This is a genomic window from Pseudomonas paraglycinae, from assembly GCF_021601625.1.
GTDB lineage: Bacteria > Pseudomonadota > Gammaproteobacteria > Pseudomonadales > Pseudomonadaceae > Aquipseudomonas > Aquipseudomonas paraglycinae.
Genome location: NZ_BQHR01000008.1, coordinates 20,146 through 36,388 on the forward strand (window position 1 = coordinate 20,146; position 16,243 = coordinate 36,388).

General features: G+C 62.1%; 18 protein-coding genes. 12 read left to right on the plus strand and 6 right to left on the minus strand.

Annotated features, from left to right (window positions below; all coding sequences use genetic code 11):
• Positions 1-44 precede the first annotated feature (44 nt).
• The 8 genes from L6D82_RS13365 to L6D82_RS13400 are packed head-to-tail and all read left to right on the plus strand — an operon-like array spanning position 45 to position 6,188.
• The gene (locus tag L6D82_RS13365) at positions 45-1,247 is read left to right on the plus strand and encodes a PepSY-associated TM helix domain-containing protein (protein WP_102686427.1); all 1,203 of its coding nucleotides are present in this window, start codon (positions 45-47) and stop codon (positions 1,245-1,247) included.
• The gene (locus tag L6D82_RS13370; protein WP_102686428.1) at positions 1,244-1,783 is read left to right on the plus strand and encodes a thiamine pyrophosphate-binding protein; all 540 of its coding nucleotides are present in this window, start codon (positions 1,244-1,246) and stop codon (positions 1,781-1,783) included. Before L6D82_RS13365 ends, L6D82_RS13370 begins: the two co-directional genes overlap by 4 nt.
• Positions 1,780-2,121 carry a hypothetical protein gene (locus tag L6D82_RS13375; protein WP_102686429.1) on the plus strand — a complete coding sequence of 114 codons (342 nt, stop codon included), beginning with the start codon at positions 1,780-1,782 and terminating at the stop codon, positions 2,119-2,121. Before L6D82_RS13370 ends, L6D82_RS13375 begins: the two co-directional genes overlap by 4 nt.
• On the plus strand, positions 2,118-2,684 hold the full coding sequence (locus tag L6D82_RS13380; protein WP_102686430.1) for a DUF6162 family protein: 567 nt from the start codon (positions 2,118-2,120) through the stop codon (positions 2,682-2,684). Before L6D82_RS13375 ends, L6D82_RS13380 begins: the two co-directional genes overlap by 4 nt.
• A gap of 35 nt (positions 2,685-2,719) precedes the next feature.
• Positions 2,720-3,649, plus strand: coding sequence for a metal ABC transporter substrate-binding protein (locus tag L6D82_RS13385; protein WP_064598220.1), 930 nt, complete (start codon positions 2,720-2,722; stop codon positions 3,647-3,649).
• Positions 3,646-4,389: a metal ABC transporter ATP-binding protein gene (locus L6D82_RS13390; protein ID WP_102686431.1), complete on the plus strand. Its 744-nt coding sequence runs from the start codon at positions 3,646-3,648 to the stop codon at positions 4,387-4,389. The genes L6D82_RS13385 and L6D82_RS13390 overlap by 4 nt, the downstream gene beginning before the upstream one ends.
• Positions 4,389-5,288: a metal ABC transporter permease gene (locus tag L6D82_RS13395; protein WP_033059198.1), complete on the plus strand. Its 900-nt coding sequence runs from the start codon at positions 4,389-4,391 to the stop codon at positions 5,286-5,288. Before L6D82_RS13390 ends, L6D82_RS13395 begins: the two co-directional genes overlap by 1 nt.
• The gene (locus tag L6D82_RS13400) at positions 5,289-6,188 is read left to right on the plus strand and encodes a metal ABC transporter substrate-binding protein (RefSeq protein ID WP_102686432.1); all 900 of its coding nucleotides are present in this window, start codon (positions 5,289-5,291) and stop codon (positions 6,186-6,188) included.
• A 205-nt stretch (positions 6,189-6,393) separates the two neighbouring features.
• Here L6D82_RS13400 and L6D82_RS13405 read toward each other — a convergent pair whose 3' ends face one another.
• The 5 genes from L6D82_RS13405 to L6D82_RS13425 form a co-directional block, all read right to left on the minus strand.
• A complete protein-coding gene (locus L6D82_RS13405; RefSeq protein WP_007917715.1) occupies positions 6,394-6,618 on the minus strand; it encodes an MbtH family protein in 225 nt (74 codons plus the stop codon).
• An 83-nt stretch (positions 6,619-6,701) separates the two neighbouring features.
• Positions 6,702-8,114 carry an aspartate aminotransferase family protein gene (locus L6D82_RS13410; RefSeq protein WP_102686433.1) on the minus strand — a complete coding sequence of 471 codons (1,413 nt, stop codon included), beginning with the start codon at positions 8,112-8,114 and terminating at the stop codon, positions 6,702-6,704.
• Between the two features lie 142 nt (positions 8,115-8,256).
• Positions 8,257-8,742 carry a GNAT family N-acetyltransferase gene (locus L6D82_RS13415; protein WP_085744930.1) on the minus strand — a complete coding sequence of 162 codons (486 nt, stop codon included), beginning with the start codon at positions 8,740-8,742 and terminating at the stop codon, positions 8,257-8,259.
• Positions 8,743-8,849: 107 nt separating this feature from the next.
• The gene (locus L6D82_RS13420; RefSeq protein ID WP_236189548.1) at positions 8,850-10,172 is read right to left on the minus strand and encodes an ATP-binding protein; all 1,323 of its coding nucleotides are present in this window, start codon (positions 10,170-10,172) and stop codon (positions 8,850-8,852) included.
• Positions 10,172-10,852 carry a response regulator gene (locus tag L6D82_RS13425; protein ID WP_236189556.1) on the minus strand — a complete coding sequence of 227 codons (681 nt, stop codon included), beginning with the start codon at positions 10,850-10,852 and terminating at the stop codon, positions 10,172-10,174. Before L6D82_RS13425 ends, L6D82_RS13420 begins: the two co-directional genes overlap by 1 nt.
• A gap of 312 nt (positions 10,853-11,164) precedes the next feature.
• Between L6D82_RS13425 and L6D82_RS13430 the strand changes: the two genes are divergently transcribed.
• From L6D82_RS13430 to dsbG, 4 genes are all read left to right on the plus strand, one after another.
• A complete protein-coding gene (locus L6D82_RS13430) occupies positions 11,165-11,836 on the plus strand; it encodes a hypothetical protein (protein ID WP_085744932.1) in 672 nt (223 codons plus the stop codon).
• A 124-nt stretch (positions 11,837-11,960) separates the two neighbouring features.
• Entirely contained in the window at positions 11,961-13,691 is a 1,731-nt protein-coding gene (gene dsbD, locus L6D82_RS13435) for a protein-disulfide reductase DsbD (protein WP_102686436.1), read from the plus strand.
• Positions 13,691-14,563, plus strand: a complete 873-nt coding sequence (locus L6D82_RS13440; RefSeq protein WP_064378572.1) for a TlpA disulfide reductase family protein — start codon at positions 13,691-13,693, stop codon at positions 14,561-14,563. Before dsbD ends, L6D82_RS13440 begins: the two co-directional genes overlap by 1 nt.
• Entirely contained in the window at positions 14,539-15,309 is a 771-nt protein-coding gene (gene dsbG / locus L6D82_RS13445; RefSeq protein ID WP_007955786.1) for a thiol:disulfide interchange protein DsbG, read from the plus strand. The genes L6D82_RS13440 and dsbG overlap by 25 nt, the downstream gene beginning before the upstream one ends.
• A 32-nt stretch (positions 15,310-15,341) precedes the next feature.
• On the opposite strand, the gene L6D82_RS13450 is transcribed toward dsbG, so the two are convergent.
• Positions 15,342-16,154 carry an alpha/beta fold hydrolase gene (locus L6D82_RS13450; protein WP_236189566.1) on the minus strand — a complete coding sequence of 271 codons (813 nt, stop codon included), beginning with the start codon at positions 16,152-16,154 and terminating at the stop codon, positions 15,342-15,344.
• Positions 16,155-16,243 lie beyond the last annotated feature (89 nt).

Below are 16,243 nucleotides of genomic sequence, written 5' to 3' on the forward strand. Positions count from 1 at the left end.
AGCCCGTAGTACCGCTCCCTCTCACTGAAACAAGACCCGTCATCATGTCGAAGAAATCCCGCTCGAAACTGTGGTTCCTGGTACACAGCTGGCTAGCGTTGCCGATCTGGTTTTTCGTTCTGATCGTCTGCGTCACCGGCACCCTGGCAGTGGTCAGCCAGGAAATCGTCTGGCTGGCCAACCCGCAAATGCGCGCCAGTGCCCCATCGGACGAAGCACCGTTGCTCAGCTACGATCAGGTCCTGGCCGCGATCAAGAAGGCCGAACCGCAGACCGTGGTGCAAAGCGTCAGTCGTCCGGACGAATCGCACTTTGCCCTCGACGTCGAGGTCAGCTACCCCGACGGGCGTTCGCTGACGGTCTACGTCAACCCGTACACCGGGGTCATCCAGGGCCCCGCGCCAACCTTCAACTTCAAGGCGTTCACCCGCGCACTGCATGGCTGGTGGCTGGTGCCGTTCACCAACGGCTTCAGCTGGGGCTGGTATCTGGTGTCGTTCCTCGGCCTGCCGATGCTCGCTTCGCTGGTAACCGGGCTGGTGGTGTACAAGCGCTTCTGGAAAGGCTTTCTCCGCCCGACCCTGCGCATTCGCCACGGTGCGCGGATTTTCTGGGGCGACTTTCACCGCCTCAGCGGCATCTGGTCGATCTGGTTCATCGCGGTGATTTCCATTACCGGCGTGTGGTTCCTGATCCGCGCCCTGCTGTTCGACTTCCAGATTTCCATTTCCAGCGAACCGATCATCCCGGCGATGTCCAGGGAAAGTGTGCCGATCTCCGCCGACGGCACACCGCCACCGCGGATCAGTCTCGACTCGGCCATCGAGATCGCTCAACAAAAGATCCCGGGGCTGGAAGCCAGTTTCGTCAGCCTGCCCGGCAACGCCTACAGCCACATGAGTGTCGGTGGTCGTGGCTGGTATCCACTGATGTTCCAGACCGCCACGCTCAACCCTTACAACGGTGACATTGCCGCCTCGCGACTGCTGTCCGACCGCTCCGCCCTGGAGTTCGTCACCGAATCGATGCGTCCGCTGCACACCGGCGATTTCGGCGGAATCTGGATCAAGCTGATCTGGTTCTTCTTCGGCCTGCTGCTGAGCATGATGGTTCTCAGCGGCCTCCTGATCTGGACCAAGCGCACCGCCCTGGCCACGCTCAACGCACTCAAGCGCGAAGACAAGAGAAACCGCAAGGTCGCGCCGCGATCGACGTCCCGACATGAACCTTCGGAGGTGCGTCCGTGAGCCACATTGGAATAACACCACCGTCGCGCCTGAACCGGTTCTGGCACAAATGGCGTTTCCACCTCAACGTCCTGTTGCTGCTGATCCCGCTCGGTTTCATGCCCAAATACTTCGCCGATGCTTCGCTGTTTCGTGGTGACAGCGGACTGGGTGAACGGGAGATCGGCGAAATCCAGGTCGGCCCCTGGAGCCTGCGACTGGCCGAACTGCGCAATCAGGCCCCGATCCTGACCGGCCCCGCCGGCTACATGAAAGATTTCAGCGCCGCCCTCTGCGACGCCTGTGTCGACCACGTCAAGGCGACGTACCTGCGCATCGGCAAACCTCGCAGCCTGCGCGCGGCCGGGGTGATTTTCTTCGGCACGCCGTACCGCATGGGCACCCAGTTGCCGGTGCCGGAAAAGACCGCTGCCGACGCCGAACTGTGGATCACCATGGAAGGCTGGGACGGCAGCATGCACCAGGCCTCGATTCCGCTGCGCCAGGCCTCGCCTGCCACCCTCGCCTGGCTGAACAAACAAGGAGCCAAACCATGAGTCATGCCCAACGCCCCTTCCGCCTGCAGCTGAGCGCTGCCTTGGTGGTGCTGTCTGCCGGTTTCAGCACAGGCGCCCTGGCCCACAACCCGATGTGCGAGTGCAAGGCCATCGACGCCGAGCAGATCAAATGCACCGGCGGCTTCTCCGACGGCAGCGGCGCGCCGGGGGTAACCCTCGACGTGATCGGCTATGACGAAACCATTCTGGTGCCAGGCAAGCTCGGCGCCGATTCGACCCTGACCTTCAAGAAACCCGGCGCCGAGTTCTACGTGCTGTTCGACGCCGGCCCTGGCCACGTGGTCGAAATCGACCAAGCGGATATCGAAGCCCCATGACCACGCCGACCACCCAGGTTGTACGCCCGGCCGGTGCCGGGCACGAAACCCTCAATGTGCTGCTGATGTGTCTGTTGATCCTCACCGTCGCCGGATCGGTAGTCGCATGGCGCGGCGTTTCCCACGAACCGGAGCCGGTTTCCAGCCATCAACTGGACGCCCGCCGCGACCTAGGCGCCAGCGAGCAAGGCATCTATGCGGATCTGCGGGTGACCCTCGACGAGATCCACCTGTTGTGCGAAGAACAGCAAACACTGCCGACCCCGCAGAACCTGGCGGACGAAGGTTTCGCCCCGTTTGCCCAGGACGCCAGCTCGGTCAGTCGAGGTGGTCATGCCTGGCAGTTGCTGGCCGACCGCGCCTACTTCGGCCACAGCCAGGCACCGGCTGTGGCCGGTTCGTTTCTGATGCGCCTGAACGACGCCGCGCCGGACATCTGGCTCAACCGCGCCACCGACCTGCAAGCGCCGGCAGACCTGTCCGACGCAGCGCTGTCCGCCGCCGGCTGGAAACAGATCGTCGCGCAATTCGATGCCGGGGTGACCCGCGAACATCGTCATTGAACCCTCGCCTTCATTCGAGAGAAGACCGCTTGCCCATGCCTAGTTCATCTCAACGCCGTCCTTTCCTGCGCCTGCTGCTGATCGGTCTGTGCGCCTGCCTGCTGAGCCCGCTGGCCAGCGCCGATCAGGCCAAGCGCCTGCGCATCGGCATCACACTGCATCCGTATTACAGCTATGTGGCGAACATCGTCGGCGACAAGGCCGAGGTCGTGCCACTGATTCCCGCCGGTTTCAACCCGCACGCCTACGAGCCGCGCGCCGAAGACATCAAGCGCATCAGCGGGCTGGACGTGATCGTGCTCAACGGCGTCGGCCATGACGACTTCGCCGACCGCATGATCGCCGCCAGCGAAACGCCGAACATCAAGACCATCGAAGCCAACGAAAACGTGCCGTTGCTGGCCGCCACCGGGGTTGCTGCGCGCGGCGCCGGCAAAGTGGTGAACCCGCACACGTTCCTGTCGATCAGTGCCTCGATTGCCCAAGTCAACAACATCGCCCGGGAACTGGGCAAGCTCGACCCGGACAATGCCAAGACCTACACCCAGAACGCCCGCGCCTACGGCAAACGCCTGCGGCAGATGCGCGCCGACGCCCTGGCCAAACTGACCCAGGCGCCGAACGCCGAACTGCGAGTCGCCACGGTGCACGCCGCTTATGACTACCTGCTGCGCGAATTCGGTCTGGAAGTCACCGCCGTGGTCGAACCCGCCCACGGCATCGAGCCGAGCCCGAGCCAGTTGAAGAAAACCATCGACCAACTGCGCGAGCTGGACGTGAAGGTGATCTTCTCCGAGATGGATTTCCCGTCCACCTACGTCGAAACCATCCAGCGTGAATCCGGTGTGAAGCTGTACCCGCTGTCGCACATTTCCTATGGCGAATACACCGCCGACAAGTACGAAAAGGAAATGACCGGCAACCTCAACACCGTGGTGCGGGCGATTCAGGAGTCCGGCGCATGACGGCTCAGGAAAACCTTTCAATCAGACATAGCGGCCCGACCCTGGATTTCGCCGACGTCAGCCTGACCCTCGGCCGCACGACGATCCTCGACAAAGTCACCTTCCAGGTGCAGCCCGGCAGCGTGCATGCGCTGGTCGGCCCCAACGGCGGCGGCAAGAGTTCGCTGATCAAGACCCTGCTCGGGCAGATGCCGCATCACGGCCGGCTCAGTCTGCAATGGCCCGGCGAACCCGGCACCATCGGTTACGTGCCGCAGGCGCTGGAATTCGATCGGGGTCTGCCGATGACCGTCGATGATTTTATGGCCGCCATGTGTCAGCGTCGCCCGGCCTTCCTCGGCTTGAGCAAACGCTACGCCGGCGCTATCGATGATGCGCTGGAGCGAGTCGGCATGCAGGACAAGCGCAAGCGCCGGATGGGCGCACTATCCGGTGGTGAACGCCAGCGGGTTCTGCTCGCTCAAGGCCTGATTCCGGCCCCGCAATTGCTGGTGCTGGACGAACCGATGTCGGCCCTCGACGAAGCCGGGATTCAGGTCTTCGAGCGATTGCTCGGCGACTGGCGTGCGGCAGGCATCACGGTGCTGTGGATCGAGCACGATCTGGAAGCGGTCGGGCGCCTGGCCAATCGCGTCACCGGCCTCAATCGCCGGGTGCTGTTCGACGCCACGCCGCAACAGGCCCTGACCCCGGAACGCCTGCTGACCCTGTTCTCGACCCATCCACGGAGCGCTGCCTGATGAGTTACGAAGCCTTTCGTTTGATGGTGCAAGGCTGGGCCTCTTCCGGTTACCTGCCGGAAGCCCTGGCCTATGGGTTTGTGGTCAACGCCTTGCTTGCCGGTCTGCTGATCGGCCCGGTGCTCGGTGGCCTCGGCACGCTGGTGGTGGTCAAGCGCTTCGCGTTTTTCTCCGAAGCAGTCGGTCACGCGGCGTTGACCGGCGTAGCCATCGGCATTCTGCTCGGCGAGCCCTACACCGGGCCGTACGGCAGCCTGTTCGGTTACTGCCTGCTGTTCGGCATTCTGCTCAACTACCTGCGCAACCGCACCGGTCTGGCACCCGACACATTGATTGGCGTGTTCCTGTCGGTGTCCCTCGCTTTGGGCGCCAGCCTGCTGCTGATTCTGGCGGGCAAGATCAACGTGCACATTCTGGAAAACGTGCTGTTCGGCTCGGTGCTGACCGTCAACGGCAACGACCTGCTGGTGCTGGCGATTGTCGGCTCGCTGGTCATGGCGCTGGCCCTGCCGCTGTACAACCGGATCATGCTCGCCAGCTTCAACCCGCAACTGGCGGCGGTGCGCGGCGTCGCGGTGAAGACCCTGGATTACCTGTTCGTGATTCTGGTGACGCTGATTACGGTTGCTGCAGTGAAAGTCATCGGTGCGATTCTGGTCGGTGCGCTGCTGGTGATTCCGGCGGCGGCAGCACGTCTGCTCAGCCAGTCGCTCAAAGGCTTTTTCTGGTGTTCGGTGCTGATTGCCACGATCAGCACGCTGTGCGGGATTCTCGCGCCGATCGTGTTCGACCTGCCGATTCCGTCCGGCGCCGCGATCATCCTAGTCGCCGGTATCGCCTTCGCCCTCGCCGCGATTGCCCGGGGCGTCGTCCCCAGTCTGAAAGGGAACCTTGGATAAATGGCTTTTTCATTACGAAAACTGACTCTGGCCATCGCCCTCAGCGGTGCAGTTTCAAGCCCTCTGCTGGCTGCCGAGAAACCGTTGCGAGTGCTGGCCTCGTTGCCCATCACTTATGGTCTGGGTGAAGTCCTGCTCAAGGGCACCGACATCAGCCTCGAACGTGCGGCGCCAGCGAATCTGCCGGGCAGCCGCCAGACCGCCTATTTCACCGGTCGCGGCGCCCCGGCGCTGAGCAAACTGGCCACTGGCGCCGATGCCGTGATCGGCGTGCGCTCGCTGTGGGCCGATGACCCGCTGTATCCGATCGCCCGCCGCAGCAACATCCGCATCGTCGAAGTCGACGCCGCCCGCCCTGTGGACGGCGCCCTGCCCGGCATTGCCGTACAACCGGGGCTCAAGGTCGACGGTTTGAACAGCCAGCCGTGGCTGGCGAGCAACAACATGGGGCGCATGGCCGACGTGATGGCGGCAGACCTGGTGCGCCTGGCACCGAAGGACAAACCGAAGATCGAGGCCAATCTGGCGGCACTGAAACAGCGCCTGCTGAAACTCAGTGCCGACAGCGAGGCGCGTCTGGCCAGTGCCGACAACCTGAGCGTGATGAGCCTGAGCGATCACTTCGGTTACCTGATCGGCAGCCTCAATCTGGAATTGATCGGACAGGATGCCCGCGCGGATGCCGAATGGACGCCGGAGGATCTGAAAAAACTGACCGCCACCCTGAAAGACAATGACGTGGCGGTGGTGCTGCACCATCGGCAGCCGTCGGACGAGGTGAAAGCGGCGATTGCCGAATCGGGCAGTCATCTGCTGGTGCTGAGCACCGATGCGGCAGATCCGGTGGCAGAGCTGGAAGGCAATGTGGATGTGCTGCTCAAGGGCCTGAGCGGCGCCTAAGGCCAGTTGCCCCCCCGTTGATCGTTCCCACGCTCCGCGTGGGAATGCAGCCCGGGACGCTCCGCGTCCCTTGCGAAGCGGACGCGGAGCGTCCAATGAGGCATTCCCACGCAGAGCGTGGGAACGATCATCAAGGCCGATCTTCCAGACATGAAAAAACCCGCTGACTGTTTCCAGCCCAGCGGGTTTCTTTTTGCCTGAAGACTTACTGTGCAGCCGCTTGCGCTTCCATCTTCTGACGCAGGCTCAGCGGGCGCATGTCGGTCCAGACTTCTTCGATGTAGGCCAGACATTCCTTTTTCAGGCCACTCTTGCCGACGGTGCGCCAACCTTCCGGCACGGCCTTGTAATCAGGCCAGATCGAGTACTGCTCTTCGTGGTTGACCACGACTTGAAAGAGGATGTCCTCGCGGTCGAATACTGAAGTCATGCTGTGTCTCCATCGCTGTAAGGGTGGGCTGCACGACGGGTGCAGCCGGGTATGTAGAAAGAACGTTCGACGCGGCGAAAAATTTACAGGCCGGCGGTCGCGGCGCTCAACGCACGGCCGAAGATCTCGGCGACGCGGTCGATTTCCGCGGCGGTGATCACCAGCGGCGGCAGGAATCGCACCACCGCACCATGCCGACCGCCCAGCTCCAGAATCAGGCCACGCTTGAGGCATTCGCGCTGAACCAGCGGCGCCAGACGCGCAAACGCCGGTGGATGGCCGAGTGCGTCCGGCGTACCGTTCGGATCGACCAGTTCGACACCGAGCATCAGGCCACGACCACGAATGTCGCCCAGTTGCGGGAAGTCGCGCTGCAGGATGTGCAAGTGCTCGCTCAGGCGTTCGCCCATCGCAGCGGCGTGTTCGCAGACCTTGTGCTCGACCAGGTAACGCATCACGGCAGAGCCGGCGGCCATCGCCATCTGATTGCCACGGAACGTACCGGCGTGGGCGCCCGGCTGCCAGGTGTCGAGCCAGTCGCGATAAACCACCACGGCCAGCGGCAGGCTGCCGCCGATGGCTTTGGACAGCACCACCACGTCCGGGGTGATGCCGGCGTGTTCGAAGGCAAACATCTTGCCGGTACGGGCGAAACCGCTCTGGATTTCGTCGATGATCAACGCTACGCCAACCTTCTCGGTGATGCGGCGCAGACCGCGTAGCCACTCGATGTCCGCCGGGATCACACCGCCCTCGCCCTGCACCGCTTCAACGATGACTGCGGCCGGCAATTGCACGCCGGCCTCGGGATCATTGAGCAGGTTTTCCAGGTAACTCAGGTTGGCCTTCACACCCGCCGCGCCACCGAGGCCGAACGGGCAGCGGTAGTCGTACGGGAACGGCATGAATTGCACGCCGGTGCTGAGCAATGCGCCCAACGGTTTCTTCGGACCGAGGCTGCCCATCAGACTCAAGGCGCCCTGGCTCATGCCGTGGTAACCGCCGGAAAACGACAGTACGGTGCTGCGCCCGGTGGCGGTGCGCACCAGTTTCAGCGCAGCTTCCACGGCGTCGGTGCCGGTCGGGCCGCAGAACTGGATTTTCGCTTCCTTGGCCAATGCTGGAGGCAGCAGGCCGAACAGGTCCTGAACGAATTGGTCTTTCACCGGCGTGGTCAGGTCCAGGGTGTGCAGCGGCAGCTCATCGGCCAGCACCTGCTGGATCGCCTCGATCACCACCGGGTGGTTATGCCCCAGCGCCAGAGTGCCGGCACCGGCCAGGCAATCGATGAAGGTACGGCCTTCGACGTCTTCGACGTACAGGCCCTTGGCGCGCTTCAGTGCCAGCGGAATTCGGCGCGGGTAGCTGCGGGCATTGGATTCCTGCTGGCTCTGCCGGGCAAGCAATGGTGATTCATTGAACTGATACAGCGTTTCAGCCGGCGCGGAGGCGATCCGGGCCGACGACTCTTCAATAAGGCTGGTGGCGACTGACATCTCTCGACCCCTCAATACGCTATGGATAGTGACCAAAACTGCACACCGGGCAGGTGCGCGTTCCGGTCGCGGGGCGCACATGCAGGTTTTCCTGTTCTGGAAACGCACCAGCGTGTCGAGGATTTACACCCTTGATCGAATGTCAGGCCGACAATGCCAGCGGCTTGTGCATCGGCAGGCTCAAAACGCCGTGATGCGTGAAGGCAGACGCCGCTTCGCGATACCCCAGGCGCCGGTAGAACGCCTCGCCGGTTCGCGTGCTGGCGAGCGTGACGCAAGGCCGGCCGCGAATCCTCAGCCAACCCTCGAGATCGCCCACCAGCGCGCGGCCCGCGCCCCGGCGAAACCACTCCGGCTGCACATGACAAAACGTGATCTCGCCATTGGCGGCGGCCATGCCGACCCCGACCGGCTTATCGTGAAGAAGCGCGATATTCAGATAGAGATGCGGATCGGCGAGCCAGCCGCTGATGTGTTCCGCCGATTGTCGGCGAACCCAGCGGTCGACCAGTTGGGGATCGTTGCGATGATCGAGCGCGCAACCGACACGGATCGAGCGCTCGAGAATCCGGCTGATGATGCCGGCGTCGGCGGGTGTGGCGGGACAGATGTGGATAGGTGCTTCCATGGCGCTGTTTCCCTCAATCCATTGAGTCAAAGGCTGGGGCGACAATAACGTCGCGGCCGGCGGATGACTAATGGAGAGAGGTTACATTTGATGTGCCTGGCAACCTTTCAGACCGGTTGCAGCGGCATGGTCAGCTCGACCCGCAAACCATCCGGGCGGCTGTCGAAATGCAGGGTGCAGGCGCAGCGTTGAACGATGGCCTGGACAATCGCCAGCCCCAATCCGCAGCCGGTGCTCTGGCCGTTGCGCCAGAAGCGCTGGGTCAGATGTTGCAGATCGTCCGGGGCAATGCCCGGCCCGTGATCGCGCACTACGAAACGCACACGATTGGCGATGGTTTCCAGGCTCAACTCCACCGCGCCGTCGGTCGGCGTGTGGCGCAGGGCGTTGTCCAACAGATTACGCAGAGCCGCGATCGACAGCACCGCCGGCATTTGCAGGGGCGCATCGGACAATCGCTCAGGCAGGTGCAGCTTGATGCGCTGGCGCTGGTCACTGGCCGAATCCTGAATCGCCAGTTTCGCCACCTCTTCGGCGCTGCACTGCACACCGTCGTCGAACGACAGACTGCCCTCGACCCGCGCCAGCAACAGCAATTGCTCAAGGGTCCGGTGCAGGCGGTCGGCGCCCTCCTCGGCCCGGGCCAGGGACTGATCGCGGGCACTGCCTTCGGTCATGCGCGCCACTTGCAGGTGGGTCTTGATCGCCGTCAGCGGGCTGCGCAGTTCATGGGCGGCATCGCCGGTCAGGCGACGTTCGCGTTCGATGGTCTTGCCGATGCGCTGGAACAACTGATTCTGGGTTTCGAGCAGCGGTTTCAATTCGCTGGGGAATGACTGCAACTGCAAAGGTTCGAGCGAATCCGCGTTGCGACGCATCAAGGCTTCACGCAAGCGATTGAGCGGCGCCAGGCCCTGACCGATCCCCAGCCACAACAGGCACAGGCAGCCGAGCAGCGCCACGCCCACCGGCACCGAGGCCGCCAGCAGGATCGACATGTTCAGGGCTTCGCGCTCGATGACCCGGTCGGCAGTGGTAATTCGCACATCGCCCCGAGCCAGGGTGAAGCTGCGCCAAGGCGCGCCATCGATCATCTGATCGTGGAAACCCATTTTCTGCGCTTCCAGCGCCTGTTCCGGATTGTTGTGGCTGCGGGCAAGAATTTCCCCGCGCAACGAGCTGACCTGACAGGCCATGCCGCCGGGAATGTTCAGTTGCTCGGCGCTGAAGTGAGTGCCTTCGCCTTTGCTCGGGATGGCCGGCAATTGTTCCAGCAATCCGGCGACCATCCGCGCCGACGCCACCAGGCGCTGGTCGAGGGAAAACATCATCTGGTTACGCAGGTCGCTGAGCATCCAGGCGGCCGCCAGGGCCCAGATCAGCGCGAACGCGGCGCCGAGGGTCAGGCTCAGACGCAGGCGCAGACTCATCACTTGTCAGATTCTCCACCATCGGCCGGGCCCAGGCGATAACCCAGACCCCGTACAGTTTCGACGATGCCCTTGCCAAGTTTGCTGCGCAGGTGATGGATGTGCACGTTGAGCGCGTTGCTCTCCAGCTCATCGTTGAAACCGTAGACGCTGTCCTTCAATTGCTCGGTGGACAGCACCCGGCCACGGTTGTGCAGCAAGGCTTGCAGCAGGGATTGTTCACGACGGGACAGGTCCACCGGACGGCCCGCCAGCGTGGTTTCACGACTGCTCGGGTCGTAGGTCAGCGCACCGTGTTCGATCAGGTTGACACTGCGCCCGGCTACCCGGCGCAGCAGGGTTTGCAGACGCGCGAACAATTCGCGCAGATCGAAAGGCTTAAGCAGATAGTCATCGGCACCGGACTGCAAACCGTCGACACGGTCGGTGACCGAGTCCCGCGCGGTAAGGATCAGTACCGGAATCTCCAGGCCCTGCTGGCGCAGTTGCTGCAGCAGTTTGAGGCCATCTTCGTCCGGCAGGCCGAGATCGAGCACCATCACGTCGAACTGGGCAACCTTGAGAATCGCCCGCGCCTTGGAGGCGGTGTTGACGTGCTCGACCGTCAGGCCTTGCGCCGTCAGCCCGGCGACGATCCCGCTGGCGATCAACTCATCGTCTTCGCAAACCAGTACGTGCATGGGAGCTCCATGAGAAAAAACGCGATTCAAGCAGGAGAGGATTAAGCGGCAATTATGGACACTGCCCGCGCCAAGGAAAAGCATGATCCCGATGTATACGACTGCGGGCAATGGTTTTCTCAATAGCGATTATCGCGATGACAACTAAAAACCAACAGACAATAACTTATCAAGTTCAAAGCGACACAAATGGCAATCACATAATCAGTGCGCAAAAGTTATTTATCACGTTAACCTTCAACTGCAGAACATACAAACACCACACTTACTACAACACCGAACAACCAATTATCTATTCCAAGGAACTATCAAATGTCCAAACTCAACAACTTTGTTGCTATCGACTGGCGCTCCGGCCCTGACCGGATTTACTTTTTCTTCAAAGATACTGAAACATTTTCCTGCTACAACAATGGCGACGAAGAAGTACCCGGCGAATATCCAAAACCGATCAAGGGGCACTGGGAAGGGTTCGATGCCTATGCCAAGCATCTGCGGTTCGGCTTCACCCAGACCCAGGCGGGCGACAAGGATATTGTCTGGTTATTCTTTTACAATGGTGATCGCCCGATGGTTTGCGCCTATAACCAGGACACCGGAAAGGCTGATGCCTTTTACAATCTTTCCAACTCCCTGTGGACGCCGATCCTGCCCTACTTCGACAGAATCGTTGCCGGTACTTGGCTGGAAGCCATCGGGTACAAAAATCTGTTTCGCTTCTTGTTGAATGACGGGACCCACTTGACGCTGGATACTGTAACGCGAAAAGTAAATCACCATCCAACAGCAGTACTGCCCGGACTTGAACTTTATAAAGATCGCCTTGTTACCGCGGCTCAGATTGATCCGACCTTTAGCGACAACCTCTGGTATATCTTCCTGACCAATGACCAGTTCGTGGTTTACAACATGCAGAAAGGCCGAGTCGAGGGTGGTGTGCACAACGTGAGCGGTACATTCGCCGGGCTGACACGGGGTCTCTGACTCCATCATTCGTTTGCAATACTGCAGCGTCTCGCAGGTTTGACGCATGGATATACCCGGTTAATCACCGGTTAATCGCCGCCGCCCATTGTGCCCCTCAATTGCACAGGGACAAGGCTCCTCCATGCGTCATTTTTTTCTATTGTTTGCACTGTTGATTTCGAGTCTGGCTCAGGCAGGGAATGATCCCTTTGCGTCAAAACCGGAGTTCCTGCCGGTCGACAAGGCATTCGTACTGACCTCTGAGCGTCTGGATTCCGGTGAGACCCAGCTGTTCTGGCAAATCGCCGACGGTTATTACCTGTACCAGAAGCGTCTGAAGTTCGATGGGCTGGCGACACAAAACGTCCCGGCCCTGCCGGAGGGCGAATCCCACAGCGACGAGTATTTCGGCGAACAGCCGGTTTATCGTCAGGGTCTGGAACTGAAGATTCCCGCAGCCGCCACGGGCCAGATAAAGGTCAGCTATCAGGGCTGCGCCGACGCCGGCCTTTGCTATCCGCCACAAACCCGAGTGATCGACCTCGGCGGCAAAGCCGCAGCAACGACAGATGAAGCGCCGGATCAGGCACTGGCCAGCGGTCTGCAACAGCACTCGCTGGGCTGGAGTCTGCTGGTGTTCTTCGGCCTCGGTCTGCTGCTGGCCTTTGCTCCATGCTCATTGCCGATGCTGCCGATTCTGGCCGGCATGGTAGTCGGCAGCGGCGCCACGCCGCGTCGCGGTTTCGCGCTGGCCGGCAGTTATGTGGTTTGCATGGCGCTGGTGTATGCGGCGATGGGCGTCATCGCTGCGCTGCTGGGGGCGAACCTGCAGGCGTGGTTGCAGAACCCTTGGTTGCTCGGGACTTTTGCGGCCGTATTTGTGGTTCTGGCGCTGCCGATGTTCGGCTTCTTCGAGCTGCAATTGCCGGTGGCCCTGCGGGATCGACTGGAACATGCCTCGCGCAGTCAACGCGGTGGCAGTCTGGTCGGCGCGGGCGTACTGGGCGCGTTGTCCGGTCTGCTGGTCGGCCCATGCATGACCGCACCGCTGGCGGGCGCCCTGCTTTACATCGCGCAAAGTGGCAACGCGCTGCACGGCGGTCTGATTCTGTTTGCCCTCGGGATCGGCATCGGCGTACCGCTATTGTTGCTGGTAACCGTCGGCAATCGCTTCCTGCCCAAACCCGGCGCGTGGATGAACCTGCTCAAGGGCGTGTTCGGTTTCCTGTTCCTCGCCACCGCGCTGCTGATGCTGCGTCCGGTGCTGGATCCGTCGCTGTGGCTGGGTCTGTGCGGCGCGCTGCTGTTGATCGCCGCTTACAGTGCCTGGAAACAGTCAGAAGGCTTCGGTCGCGTGGCACAGTTGTTCGGTGCCGGTTCGCTGTTACTGGGCTTGTGGGGCAGTCTGTTGGTGGTCGGTGCGGCGGGTGGCAGTGACGATCCGTATCAGCCGTTGCAGGTGTACAGCGCCGGCCGTGTCGGATCTGCGGCGCCCAGCGGCCACGAAGCCTTCACGACGATCAAGGATCCGGGCGCCCTGCAACGCGAGCTCGACACCGCCAAAGCGCAGGGCCAGTGGGTGCTGCTCGATTACTACGCCGACTGGTGCACGTCGTGCAAAGTCATGGAGAAACAGGTGTTCGGCCAGGCGCGGGTGATGCAGGCCCTGAGCGATGTGCGCTTGCTCCGACTCGACGTGACCGCCGACAATGCCGCCAGCCGCGAACTGCTCGGCCGTTATAAAGTGCCGGGGCCACCGAGTTTCGTGTGGATCGGCGCCGACGGCGAAGAGCGCCGCAGCCAGCGCATCACCGGCGAGGTCGATGCCGATACTTTCCTGCAACGCTGGACCACCACCCGAGACGCCCGTTAATGCTGACCTTCACCCTCGGCACCTTTGCCATCGCACTCAACCACCTGCTGCTGATCAGCGCGCTGGCGCTGGCGACCTTCGTCGGCTGGCGGGTGGCCAAGCGCGGCGGTGACAACCCCGAGTCGGCGCTGTTCAGCCTGTTTCTGCTCGGCATGCTGGCGGCGCGCATGGCGTTTGTCGCCATGTACTGGGGGCACTATCGCAACGATCTCTGGCAGATCATCGACTTGCGCGACGGCGGTTTTCTCGCCTGGCCGGGGGTGATCGTGCTGTTGCTGGCGGCGCTGTATCGCGGCTGGCGCCGGCCGGGTTTGCGTCGACCGCTGGGCTTCGGCGTGGTCAGCGGCGTGGCGTTCTGGGTGCTGGCGACCCTGTCGCTGAACATCTACGAGCAAGGCACACGCCTGCCGGACATCACCCTGCGCAACGCCGCCGGGGAAACCGTGAAACTCACCGACTATCAGGGCGGGCCGCTGGTGATCAATCTGTGGGCCACCTGGTGCCCGCCGTGCCGACGGGAAATGCCGGTGCTGGAAAACGCCCAGCAACAACGCCCGGACCTGACGTTCCTGTTCGTCAACCAGGCCGAAAGCATGCAAAGCGTTGCGACTTTTCTCGAAACCCAGGGCCTGAGCCTGAACAACGTGCTGTTCGACCGCAGCGGACGTCTCGGCCAGGCCGTGGGCTCCATGGCCCTGCCGACTACCCTGTTCTATAGCCCGGACGGTCGCCTGCTGGGCAGCCATCTGGGCGAGTTGTCGAACGCCAGCCTGGCCCGCGCCCTGGAAAACTTCGATACCCCGGCTTCCAGTCCGAACCCGGCCACCTCTTCTTCAAGGAAACTGCCATGCCCCGCCTCCGCCACCTGCTGACACTGACCATGAGCGCAGCCCTGCTGCACTTGCCGTCGGTCCAGGCCGCCGAAGAACTGCCTGAAGCGATCAAGAAGATCGAAGCCAAGGGCGCGAAAATCGTCGGCCAGTTCGACGCGCCGGACGGCTTGCGCGGTTACGCCGCGCAATACCAGAACCGCGGCATGGCGCTGTACCTGACGCCGGACGGCAAGCATGTGCTGCTGGGCAACCTGTACGACGCCGACGGCAATGACCTGAGCAGCGCGCCGCTGCAAAAACTGGTCTACGCGCCGATGGCCAAGGAAGTCTGGGCCAAGTTCGAAGCAAGCAACTGGATTCAGGACGGCAACAAGGATGCGCCGCGCACGGTGTATCTGTTCAGCGACCCGAACTGCCCGTACTGCAACATGTTCTGGGAACAGGCCCGTCCATGGGTCAAGGCCGGCAAGGTGCAGTTGCGGCACATCATGGTCGGCATCATCCGCGAAGACAGCCCGGCCAAATCCGCCGCCCTGCTCGCCGCCAAAGACCCGAGCAAGGCCCTGGAGGATCATGAGAAGGCCGGCAAGGCCAGCACCCTCAAGGCCTTGAAGGACATTCCGGTCGCCGTGCAGACCAAACTCGCGGCGAACATGCAGTTGATGGAAGACCTGGACTTGCAGGCCACCCCGGCGATCTTCTACATGGACGACAAGGGCGAACTGCAACAACAGCAAGGCGCGCCGACGCCGGACAAACTGGCGAAGATTCTCGGCCCGAAATAAAAAAACGCCCACGCAATGCGTGGGCGTTTTCGTTACTTCCGCTCAGCCAGAAACTTCAGCAGCGTGTCGGTCACAAACTCCGGATTCTCCAGATTGGAGATATGCCCCGCCTCCGGCACCAGCACACACGGACAGCCAATCAGCTCAGCCATTTCCCGTGCTTCCGACGGCGGGCGTGGTTTGTCCTGATCGCCGCAGACCACCAGCGTGGTGGCCGCATTCAGTTCGCCCAGACGCGGCAACAGATCGTCACGGCCAAAGGTGATGCGCCCCATCGGCACGATGCTGTCGCGCAGGCGTTCGGCCGAATAGCCGGCGAGTTTTGCGCGGAAATCCTGATACAGCGCCGACTCTCGATCGATGTCCGGGCGGAAAAAGATCGGCACCACGATATCCAGCAGTTGCTCGGAGATCCCGCCGCTTTCCTCGATCTGTTTGAACAGCGAGAAATAGTACTGGCGAGTCGGCTCCGGCTCGACGCCTACGTAAGTGTCCATCAGCACCAGACCGTTGAGCCGCTGCGGCGCCGACAACGCCAGACGCACGCCCCACATGCCGCCGACCGACAGCCCGACCAGTGTCACCCGATCGATGTCCAGATGATCGAGCAACGCCAGTGCCTGACGGGCGATGTCGTCCAGCGAAGCGGTGCCTTCAGGCAAGCGACCGGATTCGCCGTGCCCCCACAGATCCAGTGCAATCACCCGATAGTGCGGCGACAGCGCAGCGATCTGCGGCGCCCACATGGCCTGGTCCCACAGGTAACTGCCGGCCAGCAACACCGCCGGGCCTGTGCCTTGATCAATGTAGTGAAGCGCCTGTCCGTCAACTTCGAAGAAAGCCATCGATCACCCCCGCGACAAAAAAGAGAACCGGCAGACTGAGCTGCCGGTTCGGGATCGTCAACTATACAAACGTACATCCATGTTCCGGT